The following is an 18,989-nucleotide window of genomic DNA, read 5'->3' as shown; positions in this document are numbered from 1 at the left end:
CCCGCGCCGAGACGCGAGCGCAGTGTCGCAGGCGTGTCCCGGCCCTTGCCGATTTCAAGAAGGTTGTCCAACCTGATGAGCGTTTCCCCCGGCCCGAGCCCCAGGCATCGGCGCGTAGTAAAAGACACGGTCGAGCTGATCGGTTCGATGCGCTTCGCAATCGCGCTGCTGGTGCTGATCGCGATCGCCAGCCTGGTCGGCACCGTCGTCAACCAGCAGGAACCGTATCCGAACTACGTGAATCAGTTCGGGCCGTTCTGGGCCGACATCTTCCGCGCGCTGGGCATCTTCGATGTCTACAGCAGCAGCTGGTTCCTGCTGATCATGGCCTTCCTGGTCGTGTCGATCTCGATCTGCGTCTGGCGCAACGGTCCGAAGATGCTCGCCGATGCGCGCAACTGGAAGGACCGGGTGCGCGAGCAGAGCCTGCTGGCGTTCGGCCATCGCGACGCCTTTCCCGCTGCCCAGCCGCGCGGCGAGGCGGTCGGTGCGTTGCAGCGCCTGCTGACGCGGCGCGGCTACAAATTCGTGACGCGGGACAAGGACGCGAGCGAGACAGGCGGCGCCGGCGCGACGTTGATCGCGGCGAAGCGCGGCACCGCCAGCCGTTTTGGCTACATCAGCGCCCACCTTGCGATCGTTGTCATTTGCGTGGGCGGCTTGCTGGACAGCGGGCTCGGCATCCACCTGCAGAGCTGGATGTTCAACAAGACGCCGATCGCCGGCCAGCCGATGGTCGGCGGCGTCAGCGACGCGCACCGGCTGGCCACTTGGAACCCGAGCTTCCGCGGCTATGCCTGGGTGCCCGAAGGGCAGCAGGTGTCCACGGCGATCCTGAACCGGCCGAACGGCATGCTCGTGCAGGACCTGCCGATCACCATCCAGTTGAAGAAGTTCGTCGTCGACTACTACTCGACCGGCATGCCGAAGCTATTCGCGAGCGACATCGTCGTCGTCGATCACGCCACCGGCAAGACCACGCCGGTGCGCATCGAGGTCAACAAGCCGGCCACCTTCGACGGAATCTCGATCTATCAGTCGAGTTTCGAGGACGGCGGCACCACGCTTGCCCTGTCGCTGTATCCGATGCACGGCGCGGGCATGCAGCCGAAGCGCATCGACGGCAAGATCGGCGGCAGCTATGCGCTGGGCGACGGGCAAACGCTCGAATTCGTCGACTTCCGCGCGATCAACGTGGAGAACATGAGCAACGCGGACGGCCGCAACGACGTGCGCGGCGTGGCCAAGCGGTCGCTGGCCGAAGCGTTCGACGAGCGGCTCGGCTCCGGCGCCAAGACGTCGCGCCCGCAATCGCTGCACAACATCGGTCCGTCGCTGCGCTTCAAGTTGCGCGACGCCAGCGGTCAGGCCCGCGAGTTCAACAACTATATGGTGCCGACGACGATCGACGGCGAGTCGCTGTTCCTGGCCGGCATGCGCGCCACGCCCGACGCGCCGTTCCGCTATCTGCGGCTCCCCGCCGATGCGGACGGCAGCCTGACCGAGTGGATGCGTCTGCGCGCGGCGCTTGCCGACCCCAATCTCCGCGCGATCGCGGCAAGTCGCTTTGCCGAGCGGTCGGGCCGCGCCGGCGGCCCGGCGATGATCGAACAGCTTCGCCAGAGCGCGCTGCGCGTCCTGTCGTTGTTCGCGGGCGCCGACGCGCCGCCGGCGGCCGATGCGCAGGATCACGCATCCGGCGCATCCGGCGCACCCGGCGGCTTCACCGCGGTGGCCGGCTTCATCGAGCGTACCGTTCCGAAGGCGGAACAGGAGAAGGCGGCGGGCCTGCTGTTGCGCGTTCTGCAGGGCAGCGTGTGGGATCTGTGGCAGGCCGCGCGCGAACGCGACAGCCAACCGCCGCTGCAGCCGGACGAACATACCGGCCGCTTCATCGATACCTCGCTGAACGCGCTGTCCGACAGTTTCTTCTACGGTTCGCCGGTGTTCCTGCAGCTCGACAGCTTCAAGCAGGTGCAGGCGTCGGTGTTCCAGCTGACGCGCGCGCCGGGCAAGAAAATCGTGTATCTTGGCAGTCTCCTGCTGGTCCTTGGCGTGTTCGCGATGTTCTATATCCGCGAACGTCGCGTCTGGTTCTGGATCAAGGACCGGGATCAAGGCGCCCAGATACTGATGGCGATGTCCTGCACCCGCAAGACGCTCGACTTCGAGACCGAATTCCGCCAGCTGCGCGCCGCCGCGCGCGCCGAAGCCGGTGCGCCCCCCGCGCCCGATGCGCCCTAGCCGACCGCGACCATGCATTATTCCTCCGCCTCCGAGGCGCTGCCGACCTGGCGCCGTCTCTCGCCGTTCGATTACGTTTTCGCGCTGGCGCTGATTGCCGGCGGCGCGTTCGCGCTGCTGCGCTATCACGCGTACATGGACTACTACGAGCAAGCGGTTCTTGTCGCATCCGTGCCCACCGGCATCGCACTGGGCTGGTATTGGAAGCCGGTGCGTCCGTTGCTGTTCGGTATCGCGCTGGCGGCGCTTGCGAGCATCGGCCTGTATCACCACGACCTCGCACGCGCCGACAGCAACTTCTTCCTCAAGTACCTGCTGTCCAGCCAGTCGGCGATTCTCTGGATGAGCGCGTTGTTTGTGCTCTCGACGCTCTTCTACTGGATCGGCTTCCTGGGACGCTCGGAGACCGGCGGGCGTCTCGGCACGCGCCTGTGCTGGACCGCCGTGTGGTTCGGCTTCACCGGAATGATGGTGCGGTGGTACGAGTCGTACATGATCGGCAGCGACGTCGGCCACATTCCGATCTCGAATCTGTACGAGGTCTTCGTCCTGTTCTGCCTGATCACCTCGCTGTTCTATCTGTACTACGAGGGGCGCTACGCGACGCGCGCATTCGGCCCGTTCGTGCTGCTGGTGATCGCCGCGGCCGTCGGTTTCCTGATGTGGTATTCGGTGGCGCGCGACGCGCAGCAGATCCAGCCGCTGGTGCCGGCGCTGCAAAGCTGGTGGATGAAGATCCACGTGCCGGCGAACTTCATCGGCTATGGCTGTTTCTCGCTGTCGGCGATGGTCTCCGTAGCCTATCTGCTCAAGTCGAACGGCCGCTTCGTCGACCGCCTGCCGTCGCTCGAGACGCTGGACGACGTGATGTACAAGGCCATCACTGTCGGCTTCACCTTCTTCACGATCGCCACCATCCTCGGCGCGCTGTGGGCGGCCGAAGCCTGGGGCGGCTACTGGAGCTGGGATCCGAAGGAGACCTGGGCGCTGATCGTCTGGCTGAACTATGCCGCCTGGCTGCACATGCGACTGCTGAAGGGCTTGCGCGGCACGGTGGCCGCCTGGTGGGCGCTGATCGGGCTGCTCGTCACCACCTTCGCTTTCCTCGGCGTGAATATGTTCCTGTCCGGCCTGCATAGCTACGGACAACTGTAAGCGCCGGCGCTCGGCATCGCTCTTGCGTCAGTCGGTGGAATAAACCGGCGTTCCCGATGGTCCATGGTGTGCTGGCCGACTCGGCCGGCATCGGGTGCTGCCTGAGCCACTGACGGAGCGACGTAATGCCTAAGGACTGGGACCGCCGACTGCGCGGCGAACACATCGCCGCGAGCGAAATCACCCCGCAAGCCATCTTCGCGGACCGCCGGCGCCTGCTGCGCCTTGCCGGTGCCGCGACCGCAGCGAGCCTGCTCGGGCCGGCGGGACGCGCCAGCGCCGCGCCGGCGCCGAGCGGCGCCAAGCTCGCTGCCACGCCCAATCCGCAGTTTCGCCTCAACGAGAAGCAGACCTCGTTCGAGGACATCACCACCTACAACAACTTCTACGAATTCGGCACCGACAAGTCCGACCCGTCCCGACACGCGAACACGCTGGTCACGCGGCCCTGGCAAGTCAGCGTCGAAGGAGCCGTACAGAAGCCGGGCGTGTACGACATCGATCAACTGCTCAAGCTCGCGCCGCTGCAGGAGCGGGTCTATCGGCTCCGCTGCGTGGAAGGCTGGTCGATGGTCGTGCCGTGGATCGGCTATTCGCTGGCCGAACTGATCCGACGTGTCGGTCCGACCGGCAATGCCAAATACGTGCAGTTCGTGTCCCTGGCCGACCCGAAGCAGATGCCGGGCTTGTCGACGCCGGTGTTGGATTGGCCCTATCGCGAAGCGCTGCGGATGGACGAGGCGATGAATCCGCTCACCTTGCTGACCTTCGGGCTGTATGGACAGGTGCTCCCGAAGCAGGACGGCGCGCCCGTGCGGATCATCGTGCCCTGGAAATACGGTTTCAAGAGCGCGAAGTCGATCGTCAAGATCCGCTTCGTCGAGGCCCAGCCGGCGACCAGCTGGAACACTTACGCGCCAAGCGAATACGGCTTCTATTCGAACGTCAATCCGGACGTCGATCACCCGCGCTGGAGCCAGGCCACCGAGCGACGCATCGGCGAGGGCGGTTTCTTCGCGCCGAAGCGCAAGACGCTGCCGTTCAACGGCTATGGCGATCAGGTCGCGTCGCTGTATCGCGGCATGGACCTGCGCAAGCAGTTCTGAAGCGGCGCATGCGCTTCGGCTCAGGAGAGCGACAACGATGAAGTCCGGCATCCCCAGCAACCAGCGCAGTGCAGCGCCGGCCGGCGCGACCGTCAACGCGGCGCTGCTGCGCCGGATGGCCGTCATCAAACCGGTGGTGTTCCTGCTGTGCCTGTATCCACTGCTGCGGCTGGTCTGGTTCGGCGTCAACGGCGGTCTCGGCGCGAATCCGGTGGAGTTCGTCACCCGCTCGACCGGCCTGTGGGCGCTGGTCTTTCTCTGCATCACGCTGGCGGTCACGCCGGCGCGACGGCTGACTGGCTGGAGCGCATGGCTGCGGCTGCGCCGCATGCTCGGCCTGTTCAGCTTTTTCTACGCGGCGCTGCATTTCCTCACCTACGTCTGGCTCGACCAGTTCTTCGACGTGGCCGCGATTGCCCGTGACATCGCGCAGCGGCCGTTCATTCTGGTCGGCTTTGCCGCCTTCGTGCTGTTGGTGATCCTGGCCACGACGTCGCCGAAGGCAGCCGTGCGCCGCCTCGGACGACGCTGGCAACTGCTGCATCGTACGATCTACGCGGCGGCAGGCCTGGCGATTCTGCACTTCTGGTGGATGAAGGCCGGCAAGCACGACCTTGCGCAGCCACAGCTCTACGCGGTGATCGTCATCGTGCTGCTGCTGGCCCGTCTGCTGTGGCTGGCGATTGAACGGACCCGGCGCGAGGCGAGTCCGCGCTGATGGAATGACACTCGCGGGTGACGCGATGAGCGCGATGAGCGCGATGCCGTTTTACGGTTCGGCGTGTTCCGAAGAATGACGCAGCGCCTTGCGGCGGCGCGGTGTGCGCTGCCGAGGCAGGCGAAGGAAGACGAAGGAAAAGTGGCCGGCCGGCTGGCTCGGGCAACCGATCAGGCTGGATGGCCGAGGCGGTCCAGTGCAACACGCCTCGGCGGTTTCGGTGCCGCTCAGCCGGGCAGGATGTGCTCGCCGGCAAACAGCGACGCGACCGTTTCGCGCTGGCGCGCCACGTGGGCGTCGGCGCGGTCGACCAAGATCTCGGCGGCACGCGTGCGGGTGTTGTAGTTCGAACTCATCGCGAAGCCATAGGCGCCGGCCGAGCGGATCGCCAACACATCGCCCGGTTCGATCGCCAGCGTGCGATCGCGCCCGAGCCAGTCGCCGCTTTCGCACACCGGGCCGACCACGTCGTAGCGCGCGGGCGGCACCGTCTCGCGCGGGCGCACCGCTTCGATCGCGTGATAGGCCTCGTACATTGCGGGACGCGCCAGGTCGTTCATCGCCGCGTCGACGATCGCGAAGTTCTTCGTTTCGCCCGGCTTCAGATACTCGACGCGCGTGAGCAGCACGCCGGCGTTGCCGACCAGCGAGCGACCCGGCTCGAACAGGATTTCGCGGTGACCATGGCCGCGCTGCGCAATGTGGTCGAGCAGCGTCGTGACGAAACCACCGATGTCGGGCGGCGTCTCGTCGTTATATTGGATGCCCAGGCCACCGCCGACGTCCACGTGCGAAATCGTCGCGCCGTCCGCCTCGATGGCCTCGACGAGCGCGAGCACCTTGTCGGTCGCATCGAGATACGGCGCGATTTCGGTGATCTGCGAGCCGATATGGCAGTCGATGCCGACCACCTGCAGCGACGGCAGCGCGGCGGCGCGGCGGTAGGCATCGCGCGCGGCGTCATAGGCGACGCCGAACTTGTTCGATTTCAGACCGGTGGAGATGTACGGATGCGTGCCCGCGTCGACGTCGGGATTGACGCGCAACGAAACCGGCGCTCGCTTGCCGGCGCGCGCCGCGACTTCGGCCAGGCGTTCCAGTTCGGCGATCGACTCCACGTTGAAGCAGCGCACGCCGGCTTCAAGTGCCTCGTGCATTTCCTGTGCGGTCTTGCCGACGCCGGAAAACACCGTCCGGTCGGCCCGTCCACCTGCCGCCAGCACACGCGCCAGCTCGCCGCCGGACACGATGTCGAAGCCGGCGCCGAGACGCGCGAACAGGTTGAGGATCGCGAGGTTGCTGTTCGCCTTGATCGCGTAGTGGACCCGCGCGTGTCGACCGGCGCAGGCGTCCGCGTAGGCGCGGTAGGCGGTTTCCAGCGCGGCGCGCGAGTATACGTAGAGCGGCGTGCCGAAACGGTCGGCGAGCGAGGCGGCGTCGAGTTCCTCGACGTACAGCGCACCGTCGACACGGTGCAGCGGGGCATGCGGCATGATCAGTTGGGAATGGCAGTACGCCGTGAGGCGGCAGCGCCGCCCGTGTCGATGGAGCGATCGGTGGCGGCAGCCGCGGACGCGCCGGTGGCCCGGTCGGCGGACGTACCGGTGGCGGCGGACGACGCGGCGCTGGCGGGCAGCGGCGGCACCTTCGGCATGTAGAGGGGACCGCGCTGGCCACAGCCGACGAGACAGAAGGCGGCGGCCAAAGCCGCTACAATCGCGCTGGCCTTCGAGACGATTCGCATGGCTTGCAAGAGCGCCGTCGCCGTTGCGCTGTCAGGGCCTTGCCCAACGACATACGCTGCACGACAGGCTGTCTGGAATGGAACCGCGGAGTTTAGCATGACCGATAGCGAGTACCTGGCCCTTGCCGAGGCCGCCCTGAAGGAAATCGAGCGCGCGATCGATGCGAGCGATGCCGACATCGAATACGAGCGCAGCGGCAACGTGCTCACGCTCGAATTCGAGGATCGCAGCAAGGTGATCGTCAACCTGCAGGCCCCGATGCACGAGATCTGGATCGCCGCCCGAGCCGGCGGTTTCCACTACCGGCACGATGGCACCGTCTGGCGCGACACGCGCAGCGCAGACGAGTTCTTCGCGTCGCTGAGCCGTTATATCGAGCAGCAGGCCGGCGAGTCGATCAGTTTCGAGTGAGCGCGGGCGGGGCCAGCCGCCCCGCGCGAGCGCCGGAACGTGAATGAGCCGGTGACCACGGCGCTGGCGGCGCCGTGAGCGTGGCGGCAGCCCAGCGGCCGGGCCGCTGGCAGCGCCGCGTCATTCGCTGTCGAACATGTCCAGCACCTGCTGGCGTTCCTGCGGCGTGACTTCGATATCCTGCGCCGGCTCGCCGCCGAGGCTCACGCCGACGGCCGCGACGAAGCCGTTGCCCGGCGTCTTGTCCGCCAGATACAGTTCGCCGCCGATCGACGTGACGTTGTCCGGCACCGGCGCCTTGTACGACGGCACCCCCTTGAGCGCATCGCGCATGAAGTCGATCCAGATCGGCAGCGAGATGCCGCCGCCGGTCTCGCGGCTGCCCAGGCTGCGCGGCTGGTCGTAGCCCATCCATGCGACCGCCACCAGCGTGTGCTGATAGCCCGCGAACCAGGCGTCGAGCGAATTGTTGGTCGTGCCGGTCTTGCCGCCGAGGTCGTCGCGCCCGAGCGCGTTGCTGCGCGCGCCGGTGCCGCGCGAGGCCACCGAGTGCAGCATGTCGCCCATGATGTACGCGTTGCCCGGGTCGATCGCAAGCGGCGCATTGCGTCCGACCACCAGTGGCTGCGCCTGTGAGACGAGTGCGCCGTTGGCGTCCCGCACTTCGCTGATCAGATACGGATTGACGCGATAGCCGCCGTTCGCGAACACCGCGTAGGCACCCGCCATCTGCAGCGGCGTGACCAGGCCGGCACCAAGCGCGGTTGGCAGATATGGCGGGATCTTGTCCGCGTCGAAGCCGAAGCGCGTCGCGTATTCCTGCGCGTTCTTCGCGCCGACCTGCTGCATGATGCGGATCGTCACGAGGTTCTTCGACTTCATCAGCGCGGTGCGCATCGACATCGGACCATCGAAGCGTCCGCCGTAGTTCTTCGGCGCCCACGGCTTGCCGCCGGTCTGGTCCGCGCCGAAGAAGAGCGGTGCATCGTTGATGATCGTCGCCGGCCCAAGGCCCTTTTCGAGCGAGGCCGAGTAGATGATCGGCTTGAAGCTCGAACCCGGCTGTCGCCACGCCTGCGTGACGTGGTTGAACTTGTTCTTGTTGAAGTCGAAGCCGCCGATCAGCGCGCGGATCGCGCCGTCTTGCGGCGTCATGGCGACGAGCGCGCCCTCGACCTGCGGCAATTGCGTGATCTGCCAGCGGTCCTTGCCGTCCTGCGTCAGCCGGACGATCGCCCCGCGGCGGATCGCCCGCTTCGCGTCGGCGCGGCTGCTCAGCGCGCTGCTCACGCCGCGCAGGCCGTCCTTGCCGATCGTCACTTCGTCGCCGTTCACGCGGCTGGCGACCACTTCGGTGGGCGTCGCGCTCAGTACTACCGCGGCCACGATGTCGCCGTTGTCGGGATGCTTCAGCAGCGCCTGCTCGATGGCCTGTTCGCGCTCTTCCTTGTCGCCGGGCAACGTGATGTATGCTTCCGGCCCGCGGTATTCGTGCCGGCTCTCGTAAGCGAGAATGCCGGCGCGCACCGCGCCATAGGCACTCTCCTGGTCGCCCGACTGGATCGTCGTGGTGACTGCGAAGCCGCGCGTGTACGCTTCCTCCTTGTACTGCGCGAACATCATCTGACGCACCATCTCGGCGGCGTATTCCGCGTGCACGCTGTATTCGGCCGTCGATTGATGCACGTGAATGTTCTCGGCCAGCGCCTGCTCGTATTGCGACTGATCGATATAGCCAAGGTCGAGCATCCGTTTCAGGATGTAGCGCTGGCGGATCTTCGCGCGCTCCGGATTGGCCACCGGGTTGTAGGCCGACGGCGCCTTCGGCAGGCCGGCCAGCATCGCGGCCTGCGCCAGCGTGATGTCCTTCAATGGTTTGCCGAAGTAGACCTGGGCGGCGCTCGCGAAGCCGTAGGCCCGCTGGCCGAGGTAGATCTGGTTCATGTACAGCTCGAGAATCTGATCCTTGGTCAGCGCGTTCTCGATCTTGTACGCGAGCATCATCTCGTAGATCTTGCGGGTATACGTCTTCCGGCTCGACAGGAAGAAGTTGCGCGCCACCTGCATCGTGATCGTGCTCGCGCCCTGCGACGCACCGCCATGCATGAAGTTCGCGATGCCGGCGCGCAGCACGCCCTGGAAGTCGATGCCGCCATGCTGGTAGAAGCGGTCGTCCTCGATCGCGATCACCGCCTTCTTCATCACGTCGGGAATCTCGTCGAAACGCGCGATGCGTCGGCGTTCCTCGCCGAACTCACCGATCAGCACGTGGTCGGCCGTGTAGATGCGCAGCGGCACCTTCGGCCGATAGTCGGTCAGGGATTCCAGCGATGGCAGGTTCGGCGTCGCCATCAGGAAAGCGTATCCGAGCAGCAGCGCGCCGGCGAGGACCAAACCGCCGAACAGGCCCAGCAACCAAAGGAGAATCCTCAAGCCGAGCGAGCGTGACTTCGGCGGTGGCGGTTCCGCGTGCGTAGAAGGAGGCATGACTAGAACGAAATCGAGTTGACCGCGATTATAGCGGCCCCGTCCGGGCCGCCCGCCGAACCGTCTGGCCGACCGGCCGAATGTGCCGGCTCGCGGGCGCCGACGACAATCGTTCCATTGCCGCGATGGACGCGGCTGGAGGCGATCGATGGACCGGACAGTCACGCACGGCAACCGCTGGCGGCATCTCGCGGCTGCGCTGCAGGCGCCGCCGCCCCTTGTGCGTCGCTATGCGACAGGCGTCGAGATCGAGGCGGGCGTCGTGCGCTGCGTGACACTGGCATGCGGCCGTTCCGCGGTCGAGGTGGTCGGCGCGATCGCCGTGCCGCTGCCGGCCGGCGCGATCGACGGTCTGGACATCGTCGACCCGGATGCCGTCGTCGCCGCACTTGCCGCGGCGCTACCGGTCCGGCGCCCCGCCACGCGGGTCGGCGGCCGTTGGTTCGGCGAGGCGCCGCTGGTGCTGGGCCTTTGCCCTGCGTTGGTCGGCCGTCGCGTCTTCAGCGACGCCGCCCCGCGCCTGGCTGGCGCCGCGCATACCGGCGACTACACGGCACGGCCGGCGCGAGCGCGCTGGTCACCGGGGCCGGCCGCCGTGCGGCACGAGGTGGAGCGCGGCACCGGACTGGCCGCGGACACGCTGGCCGTGGACTGTGTGGACCAGCCCGATGGCCGACGCTGCGTCGTGTATGTCGACAAGCACCACTGGAGCGTCCGCGCGGACCTGTTCGCGGCGCTCGGGCATACGCTCACGGCGCTCGTCGATGGCGCGGCGGCGTCGATCAACGCGATGATCTGGCAGGCCAGCGAATGCGAGTGGATCGGCCTCTGGGCCGGTGCCCGCGCGTGCGCCGGCTGGCACGTCGACACGGCTACGCGCGCCGCGGCTGCCCGCCCGCTTTTTTCGATGATGGCGCGCGGCTCCAGCGAAGCGATGGCTGCGCTGCGCGGCTTGGCGGACGCGGGAATGCCGCCCGTGACGCTGGCCGGCCACCCTCAGGCGGTTGATGAAGTCGCCGTGGTGTTGGGCGAGCTGGGCGGGCTTCGACCCGGCCGGTGGCAGGTCCCGGCCGGCGCGCACGGGCCGGCGCTCGGGTGCGAGTTCGCCGTCGCCGCGGGTCTCGCGCTGGAGGGACTGCTGCGATGAGTGGCGCGCAGGAAGGTCTGCATTCATCGGACGGCAAGCCGCTGTCGCCGGCAAGCTTGCTTGCCGCAATGGTGCCTGCATTTGACCTTGCCCCTCATCGCGACGTTACGCTTCGGCACCGTCGGCGCGTGGCGCGCAATGCGCTTGCGGCGGGGCTCGCGCTCGGGCTGCTGGCGGGCCTGCTCGCCGACAGTCCGCCGGTGCGACGCCTGCGCATCGGCGACCGATCGTCGCCGTCGACCGCGCCATCCGAGCCAGCCACGCCGCACGCGCCACCATCGTTCCGAACCGGCAGCGGCGGACCGACCGATGCCGAGGCGATCGACGAGGCAGCGCGTCTCGCCGCGCAAATCGACGCCATCGAGGCACGCCGTCGCGAACAGGCACTGCAGGTGGCACGTGCGCAGCGCTTGCCTGCGCTGCTCGACGCACTCGCCGAACTTGCTGAATCGGCCCGTGCCCCCAGTCTGGTCACGCCGCGGTCGGCCGCCGCTTCACCAGGCAACGATGCACGACCGGTTTCGGCGAAGGCGCCCCGTGCCGCCCGTCATGCGCCGCACGTCCGAGTGGTCATTACGGCGCTGCGCTGGCGTGACGCCATTATCGAAATCGAGTGTGCCGCGACGACGGCTTCGCGACCGATCGACATGCGAGGGGGGCGTGCGATGCAGGTTGATGCGCAACGCGGGCCGGTCGGCTCGCACGGGGCGGGGTCCGTGGCCGGCGTTGGGCCGGCGCGCCGGTCCGGGCGACAGGCGTCGCTGGCCGCCGTGGTCGACGACTGGCTGACTGCCCTGCGGCATGCGTTGCCAGAGGCGGTCGTCACCGTTTCCGGCCTGCGTCTCTTACCGCGGCCAGCCATAGACGAGATGGTCTTCACGGTCCATGTCGGCGATGGGCAGGCGGAGGAGGCGTGGACGACGGAGGCAGGCGATGACTAGATCATGCCAACGCGGGCCGGCGCTGAGGTTGCGTGCACCGCTTTCGCTGTCACGCGTCGGCGGCGTGCTGGTTTGCGCGTCGCTCGGCCTGACGGTCGCCGTGCCGACGGGATGGCTGACCGAGCGCGTGCACCGGAGCCTGCGTGGCGAGCCGATGACCGGCTTGCGTACCGCTGTCACGCCACGTGGCAGCCAGGCAGCGCGGGCGCGCGCAGAGGCGGCACGCGCGGCGCTGCCTGCGCTGCGCGTGCGTCTGCTCGCCCTTCGGACAGGTGACGATTCGCAGGCGGACATTGCCGAGGCGGCGCTTGCGCCAGCGTGGTTCGCTTATCTGGAACTCGCCGCGCACGTTTCCGACGTATGCATCACCACGCTGGAACAGCGGGCCGATGCATCGCCGGCCGCCGATCGATCGTCCAGCGGGTCTCGCGACATCGGCGCGCTCGATCCCGGTTTCGAACTCGCCGGGACCGGGTCTTTCGCGTCGATAAGACGACTGGCGCAACTGCTCGCCGACGCGGCCCCTGGCTTGTCGATCGTCTCTCTGTCGATCGGAACCGAGGACAGTCGCCGCACGTTCGATGCGCAGCTTCGCGCCACGCACGTTGCACCGCCCCTCGCGGCATTGGATGGCGTCAACGGGGCCGACGGCAGCGTCGCGCGTGTTGTCGCTGCGGACCCTTTTGCGGGGCATGGTGCCGCGGACGCAATCGTCGGCACCGTCGAGCTGGGTGGCCGGCACGCCAACGTGGCGGCGGACGGCCGCCTCATCGATCTGGAGGACCGAACACATGATTAACCGCTCAACCGGTATTAACCGCTCAACCGGTACGGCGTGCCAGGCCAGGCCTCGCATGACGTCGCCGCCGTCTTCATTGCCATCTCTGTTGCCGCCGCGATGGCCATTGCGATCGTGGTTGCCGGTGTCGTTGAAAGTGCTGTCGCCACCACCGCCGCCACTGTCGGCGTCGGTGCGATGGCGGCAGTGGCGGCAGTGGCGGCAGTGGGTACGCACGGCGCCTGCGTTGAGTCTGTTGCTTGCATTGCCGGCCGGCGGGTGTCTGGCAAGGGCCGGCGAAGTGGACTGGGGCGCGGTGCCCGCGGCGGGCCAGCGATCGATCGCCGCGGCACCCTCGGACGCCCAGGCGACGCGGGCCTTCGATGGCGAGTTGGCGAGCCTGGCGCTCGGCGCAGCGAACAGCGCTGAAGAAGAGACTGCCGCTGCCAATCCGTCGGCCGTGGTCCCCGGTGGCCCGCCGCCGAATTTGGGCGCGCACCGCGCCGATGCAGCCAGCCTGGGTTCGCTGAGTCCGCTGGCAGGTGAGACGGCAGCGGGCAGCGCCACCGTCGCGTCTCCGTTCGTCGATCACTGCGACGAGCAGGATCCCGCGCCGCGCGAAACAACTGGCACGCCCGCGCTGGCTATCGGTGATGCGGTACTGAGCGAGGCGATCGTGGCCTCGCCCGCGGCGATGCAAGCAAGCGAAGCAACGCAGGCCGCCACCGAGCCACCCGCCGCGACGGCGACGGCGACGGCGACGGCGAGCCTGTGCAACAGCGCTGCGTTCCTGCGCGGCGCGTCCGCGCCACCCGGCGAACGCCTGTCGCTCGCATTGGACGACGCCGAGATCGGCGCGGCGCTGAAGGCGTTTGCCGGCTTCACCGGCCTCAACATGCTGATCAGCCCATCGATCAAGGGCCGCGTGTCCCTGCGTCTCGCCGACGTGCCGTGGTGTGACGCGTTCCAGGCGCTGTTGGATGCGCACGGCCTGCGGGCCACCGTGCAGGGCGGCGTGCTGTGGCTCGCGCCCGCGGCAGAAGTGGCCGCCCGTGAACGCGCGCGGCACGACGCGCTGGCGCGGGACGCGGCGGTGGAGCCATTGGCAAGCCGTATCTTCTCGCTGCGCTACCAACGCGCCGCGCTGGTTCGCGACCTGCTGGTCGGCGCCGGCGCTCAGCGGATGGTGTCGGGGCGCGGCGCCGTCACGGCCGACGAGCGCACCAACCAATTGTTCGTCACCGACGTGCCGGCGCGGCTCGCGCAGGTTGCGGCGATGCTCCTGGCGGTCGATCGCCCGGTCAAACAGGTGCTGATCGAGGCACGCATCGTCGAAGCCGAGGACGGCTTTTCACGCGATGTCGGGATGCGACTGTTCGCGGGCGCTGCTGGCGGCGCCGCCAGCAGCGGCGGCGCCGAGCCGGGCGAGAAGCAGCGTGACGGCGCCGCGCCGCGGCACCAGCAGCTGCAGCTGCCGAACGGCGTGTCGCTGCAATTGCCGGCCACCCCGAACATTGGCGCGCCGGCTGCCGCCGTTGCCCTGACGCTGCTGCGCAGCGGCGTCGGCGCGTTGTTGTCGCTCGAGCTCAGCGCGCTCGAAGCCGACGGGCGCGGCCGCGTGCTGTCGCATCCGCGGATCGTCACCGCGGATCGCGCCAAGGCGGTCATCGAGCAGGGCAGCGAGTTGCCTTACCAGACCAAGATTCGAAATGGCGTATCCGGCGTGCAGTTCCGCAAGGCGTCCCTGCGGCTGGAAGTCACCCCGCACGTGATGCCGGGCGACAAGGTGAGTCTGCAGGTCGACGTATCGAAGGACAGCATCGGCGCTGCCACCGATGCGGGCCTCGCGATCAATACCAAGCACGTCAGCACCGTGGTCGAGATCGACAGCGGCGGCACCGTCGCGATTGGCGGCATCCTCAAGCGCGACACGCGCAACGACGTCGCGCGGGTGCCGGTACTGGGGTCGCTGCCATTGGTCGGTGCGCTGTTTCGGCGTACGACCCGCAGTACGGCCAACAGCGAGCTGATCGTATTCCTGACGCCGACGGTGGTCCATGCCGATCTGGCCGACTCGACCCATTCGAGCCATGCCACCGATGCCGGCGCGGCGGGCCTGCGAGCGGCGGACGCCGGCGCGGTGGCCGGCGCAGGCTCCGGTTCGCATGAGCGCGACGGCGCGCCGCGCCGGGGCGCAGCAGACGGATGATGGCTGCCGCCAATCGGCCGGGGACCGCATGATGCATGTTCGATGGCGATGGCGATTGGGAATAGGCATGGGCATGGGCATGGCGGAAGGCGGAAGGCGGATCGTGGATCGTGGATCGTGGATCGTGGGGGCGGCGCATTGACCGGTGACGTTCGCTGGCCGGCAAGGCGTGCGCAAGCGCTGCCTGCTGGGGCCGGCTGCGACTGGCGGCGACCGGCTGCGCTTCGTCGCCGCCGCGTGCGGGCCACGGGCCGGGCGTCCGAACGGAGTCGGCGGACTTTGTACGCCCTAACCTCGTCCGTGTCGGATGTCTCCGCCCACTGGCGCATGTCGCCAACGCCAGACGTGCCAGCCCGGTCAGCCCGGTTAGCCCGCGCGGCACTGGTCGATCCTGCCGTCAGGCAGTCCCGCACTTCGGCTGGCGAGGTCTCGTCAGGTGCGGGATGGGCGGGGAAAGGGTCGGGAAAGGGTCGGGAAAGGGTCGGGACAGGGTCGGGACAGGGTCGGGACAGGGTCGGGACAGGGTCGGGACAGGGTCGGGACAGGGTCGGGACAGGGTCGGGACAGGGCGGAGAATGGGCCGGTGGCACGGGAAGGACGGGCGAGGGGCAGGCACGGTGTGGAAAGGGGGCGCAGGTACGAAAGGGGCGCGAAGCGCGGCGCATCGTAGAATGCAGCGTGCGGACAGAGTCACCGGGAAGACGGTGCGAACCAACGATGCAAAACGACGATGCCAACACGCGTGCGGCGAGCGCGGCCCGCGCCGACTCGACAAGCGGCGCGCAAGCCCGTAAGCTGCCAAGCCCCGGCCGCCGCCGCGGCCTCGACGACGCGGGCGTTCGGCCGTCCGTGCTATCCGGAGCTGACTTGCGCCAATCATCGTTCGGGCAGAACGTCTTCTTGATCGGCTTGATGGGCGCGGGCAAGACAACGGTCGGCCGCGCGCTGGCGAGAAGACTGGAACGCACGTTCTACGACTCGGATCTCGAACTGGAGACGAGGTTGGGCGTGCGCGTGCCGGTCATCTTCGAGCACGAGGGCGAGGCAGGTTTTCGCCAGCGCGAAGCGCAGATGATCGACGAACTGTCATCGCTTTCCGGCATCGTGCTCGCGACGGGCGGTGGCGCGGTGCTGCGCGACGAGAATCGCCAGCGGCTGCGCGAGCGCGGCGTGGTCGTCTACCTGCGCGCCAATCCGCATGATCTGTGGTTGCGCACCCGTCACGATCGCAACCGGCCGTTGTTGCAGACCGAGGATCCGCGCGGCAAGCTCGTTGCGCTGTTCAAGCAGCGCGATCCCATCTATCGGCAGTGCGCCGATTTCATCGTCGAGACCGGCCGGCCGTCGGTCAACAGTCTCGCCAACACCGTCCTGATGCAGCTCGAACTTGCCGGCGTCGTGGAGGCGCCCCAGGACGGCACGCAACCCACACGCTAGGCGAACAGCATGCTTTCTCTCCAGGTCGATCTCGGACAACGCAGCTACCCGATTCACATCGGCGTCGATCTGATCGATCGGGGCGACCTGATCGCCGCGCACGTCGCCGGACCGTCGGCCGTGATCGTCACCAACACGACGGTCGGGCCGCACTACGCCGGCCGGCTGGAAGCGGCGCTGCGCGCCGTCGGCAAGCAGGTGTCGACCATCGTCCTGCCCGATGGCGAACAGTTCAAGCACTGGGAAACGCTCAACCTGATCTTCGACGCCCTGCTGGCGGGACGCGCCGATCGCAAGACCACGCTGCTCGCGCTCGGGGGCGGGGTGGTCGGCGACATGACCGGCTTCGCGGCCGCGACCTACATGCGTGGCGTCCCGTTCGTGCAGGTGCCGACCACGCTGCTCGCGCAGGTCGATTCCTCGGTCGGCGGCAAGACGGGCATCAACCATCCGCTGGGCAAGAACATGATCGGCGCGTTCTACCAGCCCGAAGCCGTCTTCGCCGACGTCGGCACGCTGGCCACGCTGCCCTCGCGCGAGATTTCGGCCGGCATCGCCGAGATCATCAAGACGGCCGCCGTTGCCGACGCCGGCTTCGTCGATTGGGTCGAGGACGCGCTGCCGGATCTGCTGCGAGGCGACACGGACACGCTGGCCGAGGCGGTGCGCCGCTCGTGCGAGGTGAAGGCGCGCGTGGTGGCCGAGGACGAGCGCGAAAGCGGTCTGCGTGCGATCCTGAACCTCGGGCACACGTTCGGTCATGCGATCGAGGCGGGCCTGGGCTACGGTGAATGGCTGCACGGCGAGGCCGTCGGCTGCGGCATGGTGATGGCGGCCGACCTGTCGGCCCGGTTGGGTCTGCTGGCCGATGCCGACGGGGACCGCCTGCGTCGCCTCGTCGAGGCGGCAGGCCTGCCGAGCCGGGCGCCGAAGCTGGGCGAGGACCGCTACATCGAGCTGATGCAGGGCGACAAGAAGGCCGAGGGCGGCGACATCCGCTTCGTGTTGCTGAAGTCGCTTGGCGAGGCGGTCATCACGCGTGTTCCGGAGGACGAGTTGCGCGCCACGCTGGCCACCACCAGTTGACCCGGCGCCGCGCGCACGCCGCTGGCGCGCGGCTTGCACCGGAGAGTAACGGAGGATTCGCGCATTGAACGATCGAACCACGGCGCCATTGGCCGGCCTGCTTCCGGGCGCCACCTACGAAAGCCAGCTTGCGCCGTATGCGGCGCGTTCCGATGCCAGCCGCGGCCGGCGCCATGCCGAACCGCCGGCGCCTACCCGCACCGCGTTCCAGCGGGATCGCGACCGCATTATCCATTCGGCCGCCTTCCGGCGCCTGGAATACAAGACCCAGGTCTTCGTGAATCACGAAGGCGATCTGTTCCGCACGCGTCTCACGCACAGTCTCGAGGTGGCGCAGATCGCACGGTCGATCGCGCGTGGACTGCATGTCAACGAGGATCTGGTCGAGGCAATCTCGCTGGCGCACGATCTCGGGCACACGCCATTCGGGCATGCCGGGCAGGACGTGCTGAATGAATGCATGCGCGACCATGGTGGCTTCGAGCACAACCTGCAAAGCCTGGCGGTGGTCGACGAGCTGGAGGAGCGCTACGCGGCGTTCGATGGCCTGAACCTGAGCTACGAGACGCGCGAAGGCATTCTCAAGCACTGTTCGCGCGAGAATGCGCGCCGCCTGGGCGATGTCGCCGAGCGGTTTCTGCTCGGTCGGCAGCCGACGGTCGAGGCGCAGATCGCCAATCTTGCCGACGAGATCGCGTACAACAATCACGACATCGACGATGGCTTGCGCTCCGGCCTGCTGCGTCTCGAGCAGTTGGAAGCGGTCGATCTCTGGCGAGACCACTACACGCGAGCACGCGCGCAATATGGCGAGCTGCCGGGACGCCGGCTGATTCACGAGACGGTTCGCGCGATGATCAACACGCTGATCGCCGACCTGATCGCGGAAACGGCCACGCGCTTGCGCGAGCACGCGCCCGCATCGGTCGAGGCGGTGCGAGCGCTGCCGCCGGTCGTGGCGCACAGCGAGCCCATTGCCACCCAGGGACGTCAGTTGAAGCAGTTTCTGATGGCCAATCTGTATCGGCATTTCCGGGTGATGCGCATGACGAGCAAGGCGCGCCGCGTGGTGCGCGGCCTGTTCGACGCGTTCATCGACGATCCGCGCCTGTTGCCGCCCGAGTACCGTCTGGGCCACAGCCACATCCAGGGCGACCAGCCCAGGTTGATTGCGCACTACATCGCCGGCATGACGGATCGGTATGCGCTGAAGGAATATAGGCGACTGTTCGTCGTCGACAACGACTGATTCGCCGCCAGCGCCGCGGGCGCCGTGAGCATGAGTGGGGGCGGTGCCGTCACCATACGAAACGCGCGATAGAGGTCGGCGGCAGAGGTGAACGGGGCAGAGGCGGACGGCAGAGGCGGACGGCGGGGACGGTGGCGGACGCCAATTGCCTTGCGATACCGTCGCGATGCCGTCACCCCTCCGCCTCCAGGGCCCCCGCCAGCCCGTCCCCATCCCCGTTCTCCGTGCTTGCCGGTTTCCCGGTGAGAAACCGCCGGGCGCACTGTCTGTCCGCGT

At 68.0% G+C, this 18,989-nt stretch carries 15 protein-coding genes and 1 pseudogene; 13 read left to right on the top strand and 3 right to left on the bottom strand.

Going from position 1 to position 18,989, the window contains the following annotated elements; genetic code table 11:
- Positions 1-75 precede the first annotated feature (75 nt).
- The 4 genes from BLU54_RS21440 to BLU54_RS21425 all read left to right on the top strand — a co-directional run bounded on the left by BLU54_RS21440 (position 76) and on the right by BLU54_RS21425 (position 5,223).
- The gene (locus tag BLU54_RS21440) at positions 76-2,244 is read left to right on the top strand and encodes a cytochrome c biogenesis protein ResB (protein WP_091912881.1); all 2,169 of its coding nucleotides are present in this window, start codon (positions 76-78) and stop codon (positions 2,242-2,244) included.
- Between the two features lie 12 nt (positions 2,245-2,256).
- Positions 2,257-3,399, top strand: coding sequence for a c-type cytochrome biogenesis protein CcsB (gene ccsB / locus BLU54_RS21435; protein WP_091912879.1), 1,143 nt, complete (start codon positions 2,257-2,259; stop codon positions 3,397-3,399).
- A 125-nt stretch (positions 3,400-3,524) separates the two neighbouring features.
- Complete coding sequence (gene msrP / locus BLU54_RS21430) at positions 3,525-4,505, top strand: protein-methionine-sulfoxide reductase catalytic subunit MsrP (RefSeq protein WP_091912877.1); 981 nt, start codon at positions 3,525-3,527, stop codon at positions 4,503-4,505.
- A 37-nt stretch (positions 4,506-4,542) separates the two neighbouring features.
- Positions 4,543-5,223, top strand: a complete 681-nt coding sequence (locus BLU54_RS21425) for a protein-methionine-sulfoxide reductase heme-binding subunit MsrQ (protein WP_091912875.1) — start codon at positions 4,543-4,545, stop codon at positions 5,221-5,223.
- A gap of 227 nt (positions 5,224-5,450) precedes the next feature.
- Here the strand turns inward: BLU54_RS21425 and lysA are convergent, their stop codons facing one another.
- The gene (lysA, locus tag BLU54_RS21420; RefSeq protein ID WP_091912873.1) at positions 5,451-6,716 is read right to left on the bottom strand and encodes a diaminopimelate decarboxylase; all 1,266 of its coding nucleotides are present in this window, start codon (positions 6,714-6,716) and stop codon (positions 5,451-5,453) included.
- Between the two features lie 12 nt (positions 6,717-6,728).
- Between lysA and BLU54_RS24320 the strand changes: the two genes are divergently transcribed.
- Positions 6,729-6,881: a hypothetical protein gene (locus tag BLU54_RS24320; protein WP_235838078.1), complete on the top strand. Its 153-nt coding sequence runs from the start codon at positions 6,729-6,731 to the stop codon at positions 6,879-6,881.
- A gap of 20 nt (positions 6,882-6,901) precedes the next feature.
- Here the strand turns inward: BLU54_RS24320 and BLU54_RS24590 are convergent.
- Positions 6,902-6,967, bottom strand: a pseudogene (locus BLU54_RS24590) (hypothetical protein); the annotation flags it as partial.
- 97 nt (positions 6,968-7,064) lie between these two features.
- On the opposite strand from BLU54_RS24590, the gene cyaY reads away from it, so the two are divergent.
- Positions 7,065-7,379 (top strand): iron donor protein CyaY, encoded by a 315-nt coding sequence (gene cyaY, locus BLU54_RS21410; protein ID WP_091912868.1) that lies wholly within the window; start codon positions 7,065-7,067, stop codon positions 7,377-7,379.
- A gap of 120 nt (positions 7,380-7,499) precedes the next feature.
- Here cyaY and BLU54_RS21405 read toward each other — a convergent pair whose 3' ends face one another.
- On the bottom strand, positions 7,500-9,866 hold the full coding sequence (locus BLU54_RS21405; protein ID WP_091912866.1) for a penicillin-binding protein 1A: 2,367 nt from the start codon (positions 9,864-9,866) through the stop codon (positions 7,500-7,502).
- Between the two features lie 148 nt (positions 9,867-10,014).
- Here BLU54_RS21405 and BLU54_RS21400 point away from each other — a divergent pair, with 148 nt between their 5' ends.
- The 7 genes from BLU54_RS21400 (at position 10,015) to BLU54_RS21375 (ending at position 18,713) form a co-directional block, all read left to right on the top strand.
- Positions 10,015-11,013: a hypothetical protein gene (locus BLU54_RS21400; protein WP_091912864.1), complete on the top strand. Its 999-nt coding sequence runs from the start codon at positions 10,015-10,017 to the stop codon at positions 11,011-11,013.
- Positions 11,010-11,954, top strand: a complete 945-nt coding sequence (locus BLU54_RS21395) for a hypothetical protein (RefSeq protein WP_091912861.1) — start codon at positions 11,010-11,012, stop codon at positions 11,952-11,954. Before BLU54_RS21400 ends, BLU54_RS21395 begins: the two co-directional genes overlap by 4 nt.
- Positions 11,947-12,753: a hypothetical protein gene (locus BLU54_RS23895; RefSeq protein ID WP_170845261.1), complete on the top strand. Its 807-nt coding sequence runs from the start codon at positions 11,947-11,949 to the stop codon at positions 12,751-12,753. The genes BLU54_RS21395 and BLU54_RS23895 overlap by 8 nt, the downstream gene beginning before the upstream one ends.
- Before the next feature lie 226 nt (positions 12,754-12,979).
- Entirely contained in the window at positions 12,980-14,941 is a 1,962-nt protein-coding gene (pilQ, locus tag BLU54_RS21390; RefSeq protein ID WP_170845260.1) for a type IV pilus secretin PilQ, read from the top strand.
- An 867-nt stretch (positions 14,942-15,808) separates the two neighbouring features.
- Complete coding sequence (locus BLU54_RS24310) at positions 15,809-16,378, top strand: shikimate kinase (RefSeq protein ID WP_268874554.1); 570 nt, start codon at positions 15,809-15,811, stop codon at positions 16,376-16,378.
- A 9-nt stretch (positions 16,379-16,387) separates the two neighbouring features.
- Positions 16,388-17,464: a 3-dehydroquinate synthase gene (gene aroB, locus BLU54_RS24305; RefSeq protein ID WP_091912855.1), complete on the top strand. Its 1,077-nt coding sequence runs from the start codon at positions 16,388-16,390 to the stop codon at positions 17,462-17,464.
- Positions 17,465-17,528: 64 nt separating this feature from the next.
- Complete coding sequence (locus BLU54_RS21375; RefSeq protein ID WP_235838073.1) at positions 17,529-18,713, top strand: deoxyguanosinetriphosphate triphosphohydrolase; 1,185 nt, start codon at positions 17,529-17,531, stop codon at positions 18,711-18,713.
- The last annotated feature ends 276 nt before the right edge of the window (positions 18,714-18,989 follow it).

The organism is Chitinasiproducens palmae, assembly GCF_900095735.1.
GTDB lineage: Bacteria > Pseudomonadota > Gammaproteobacteria > Burkholderiales > Burkholderiaceae > Chitinasiproducens > Chitinasiproducens palmae.
This window is presented reverse-complemented; position numbering and strand designations above follow the sequence as displayed.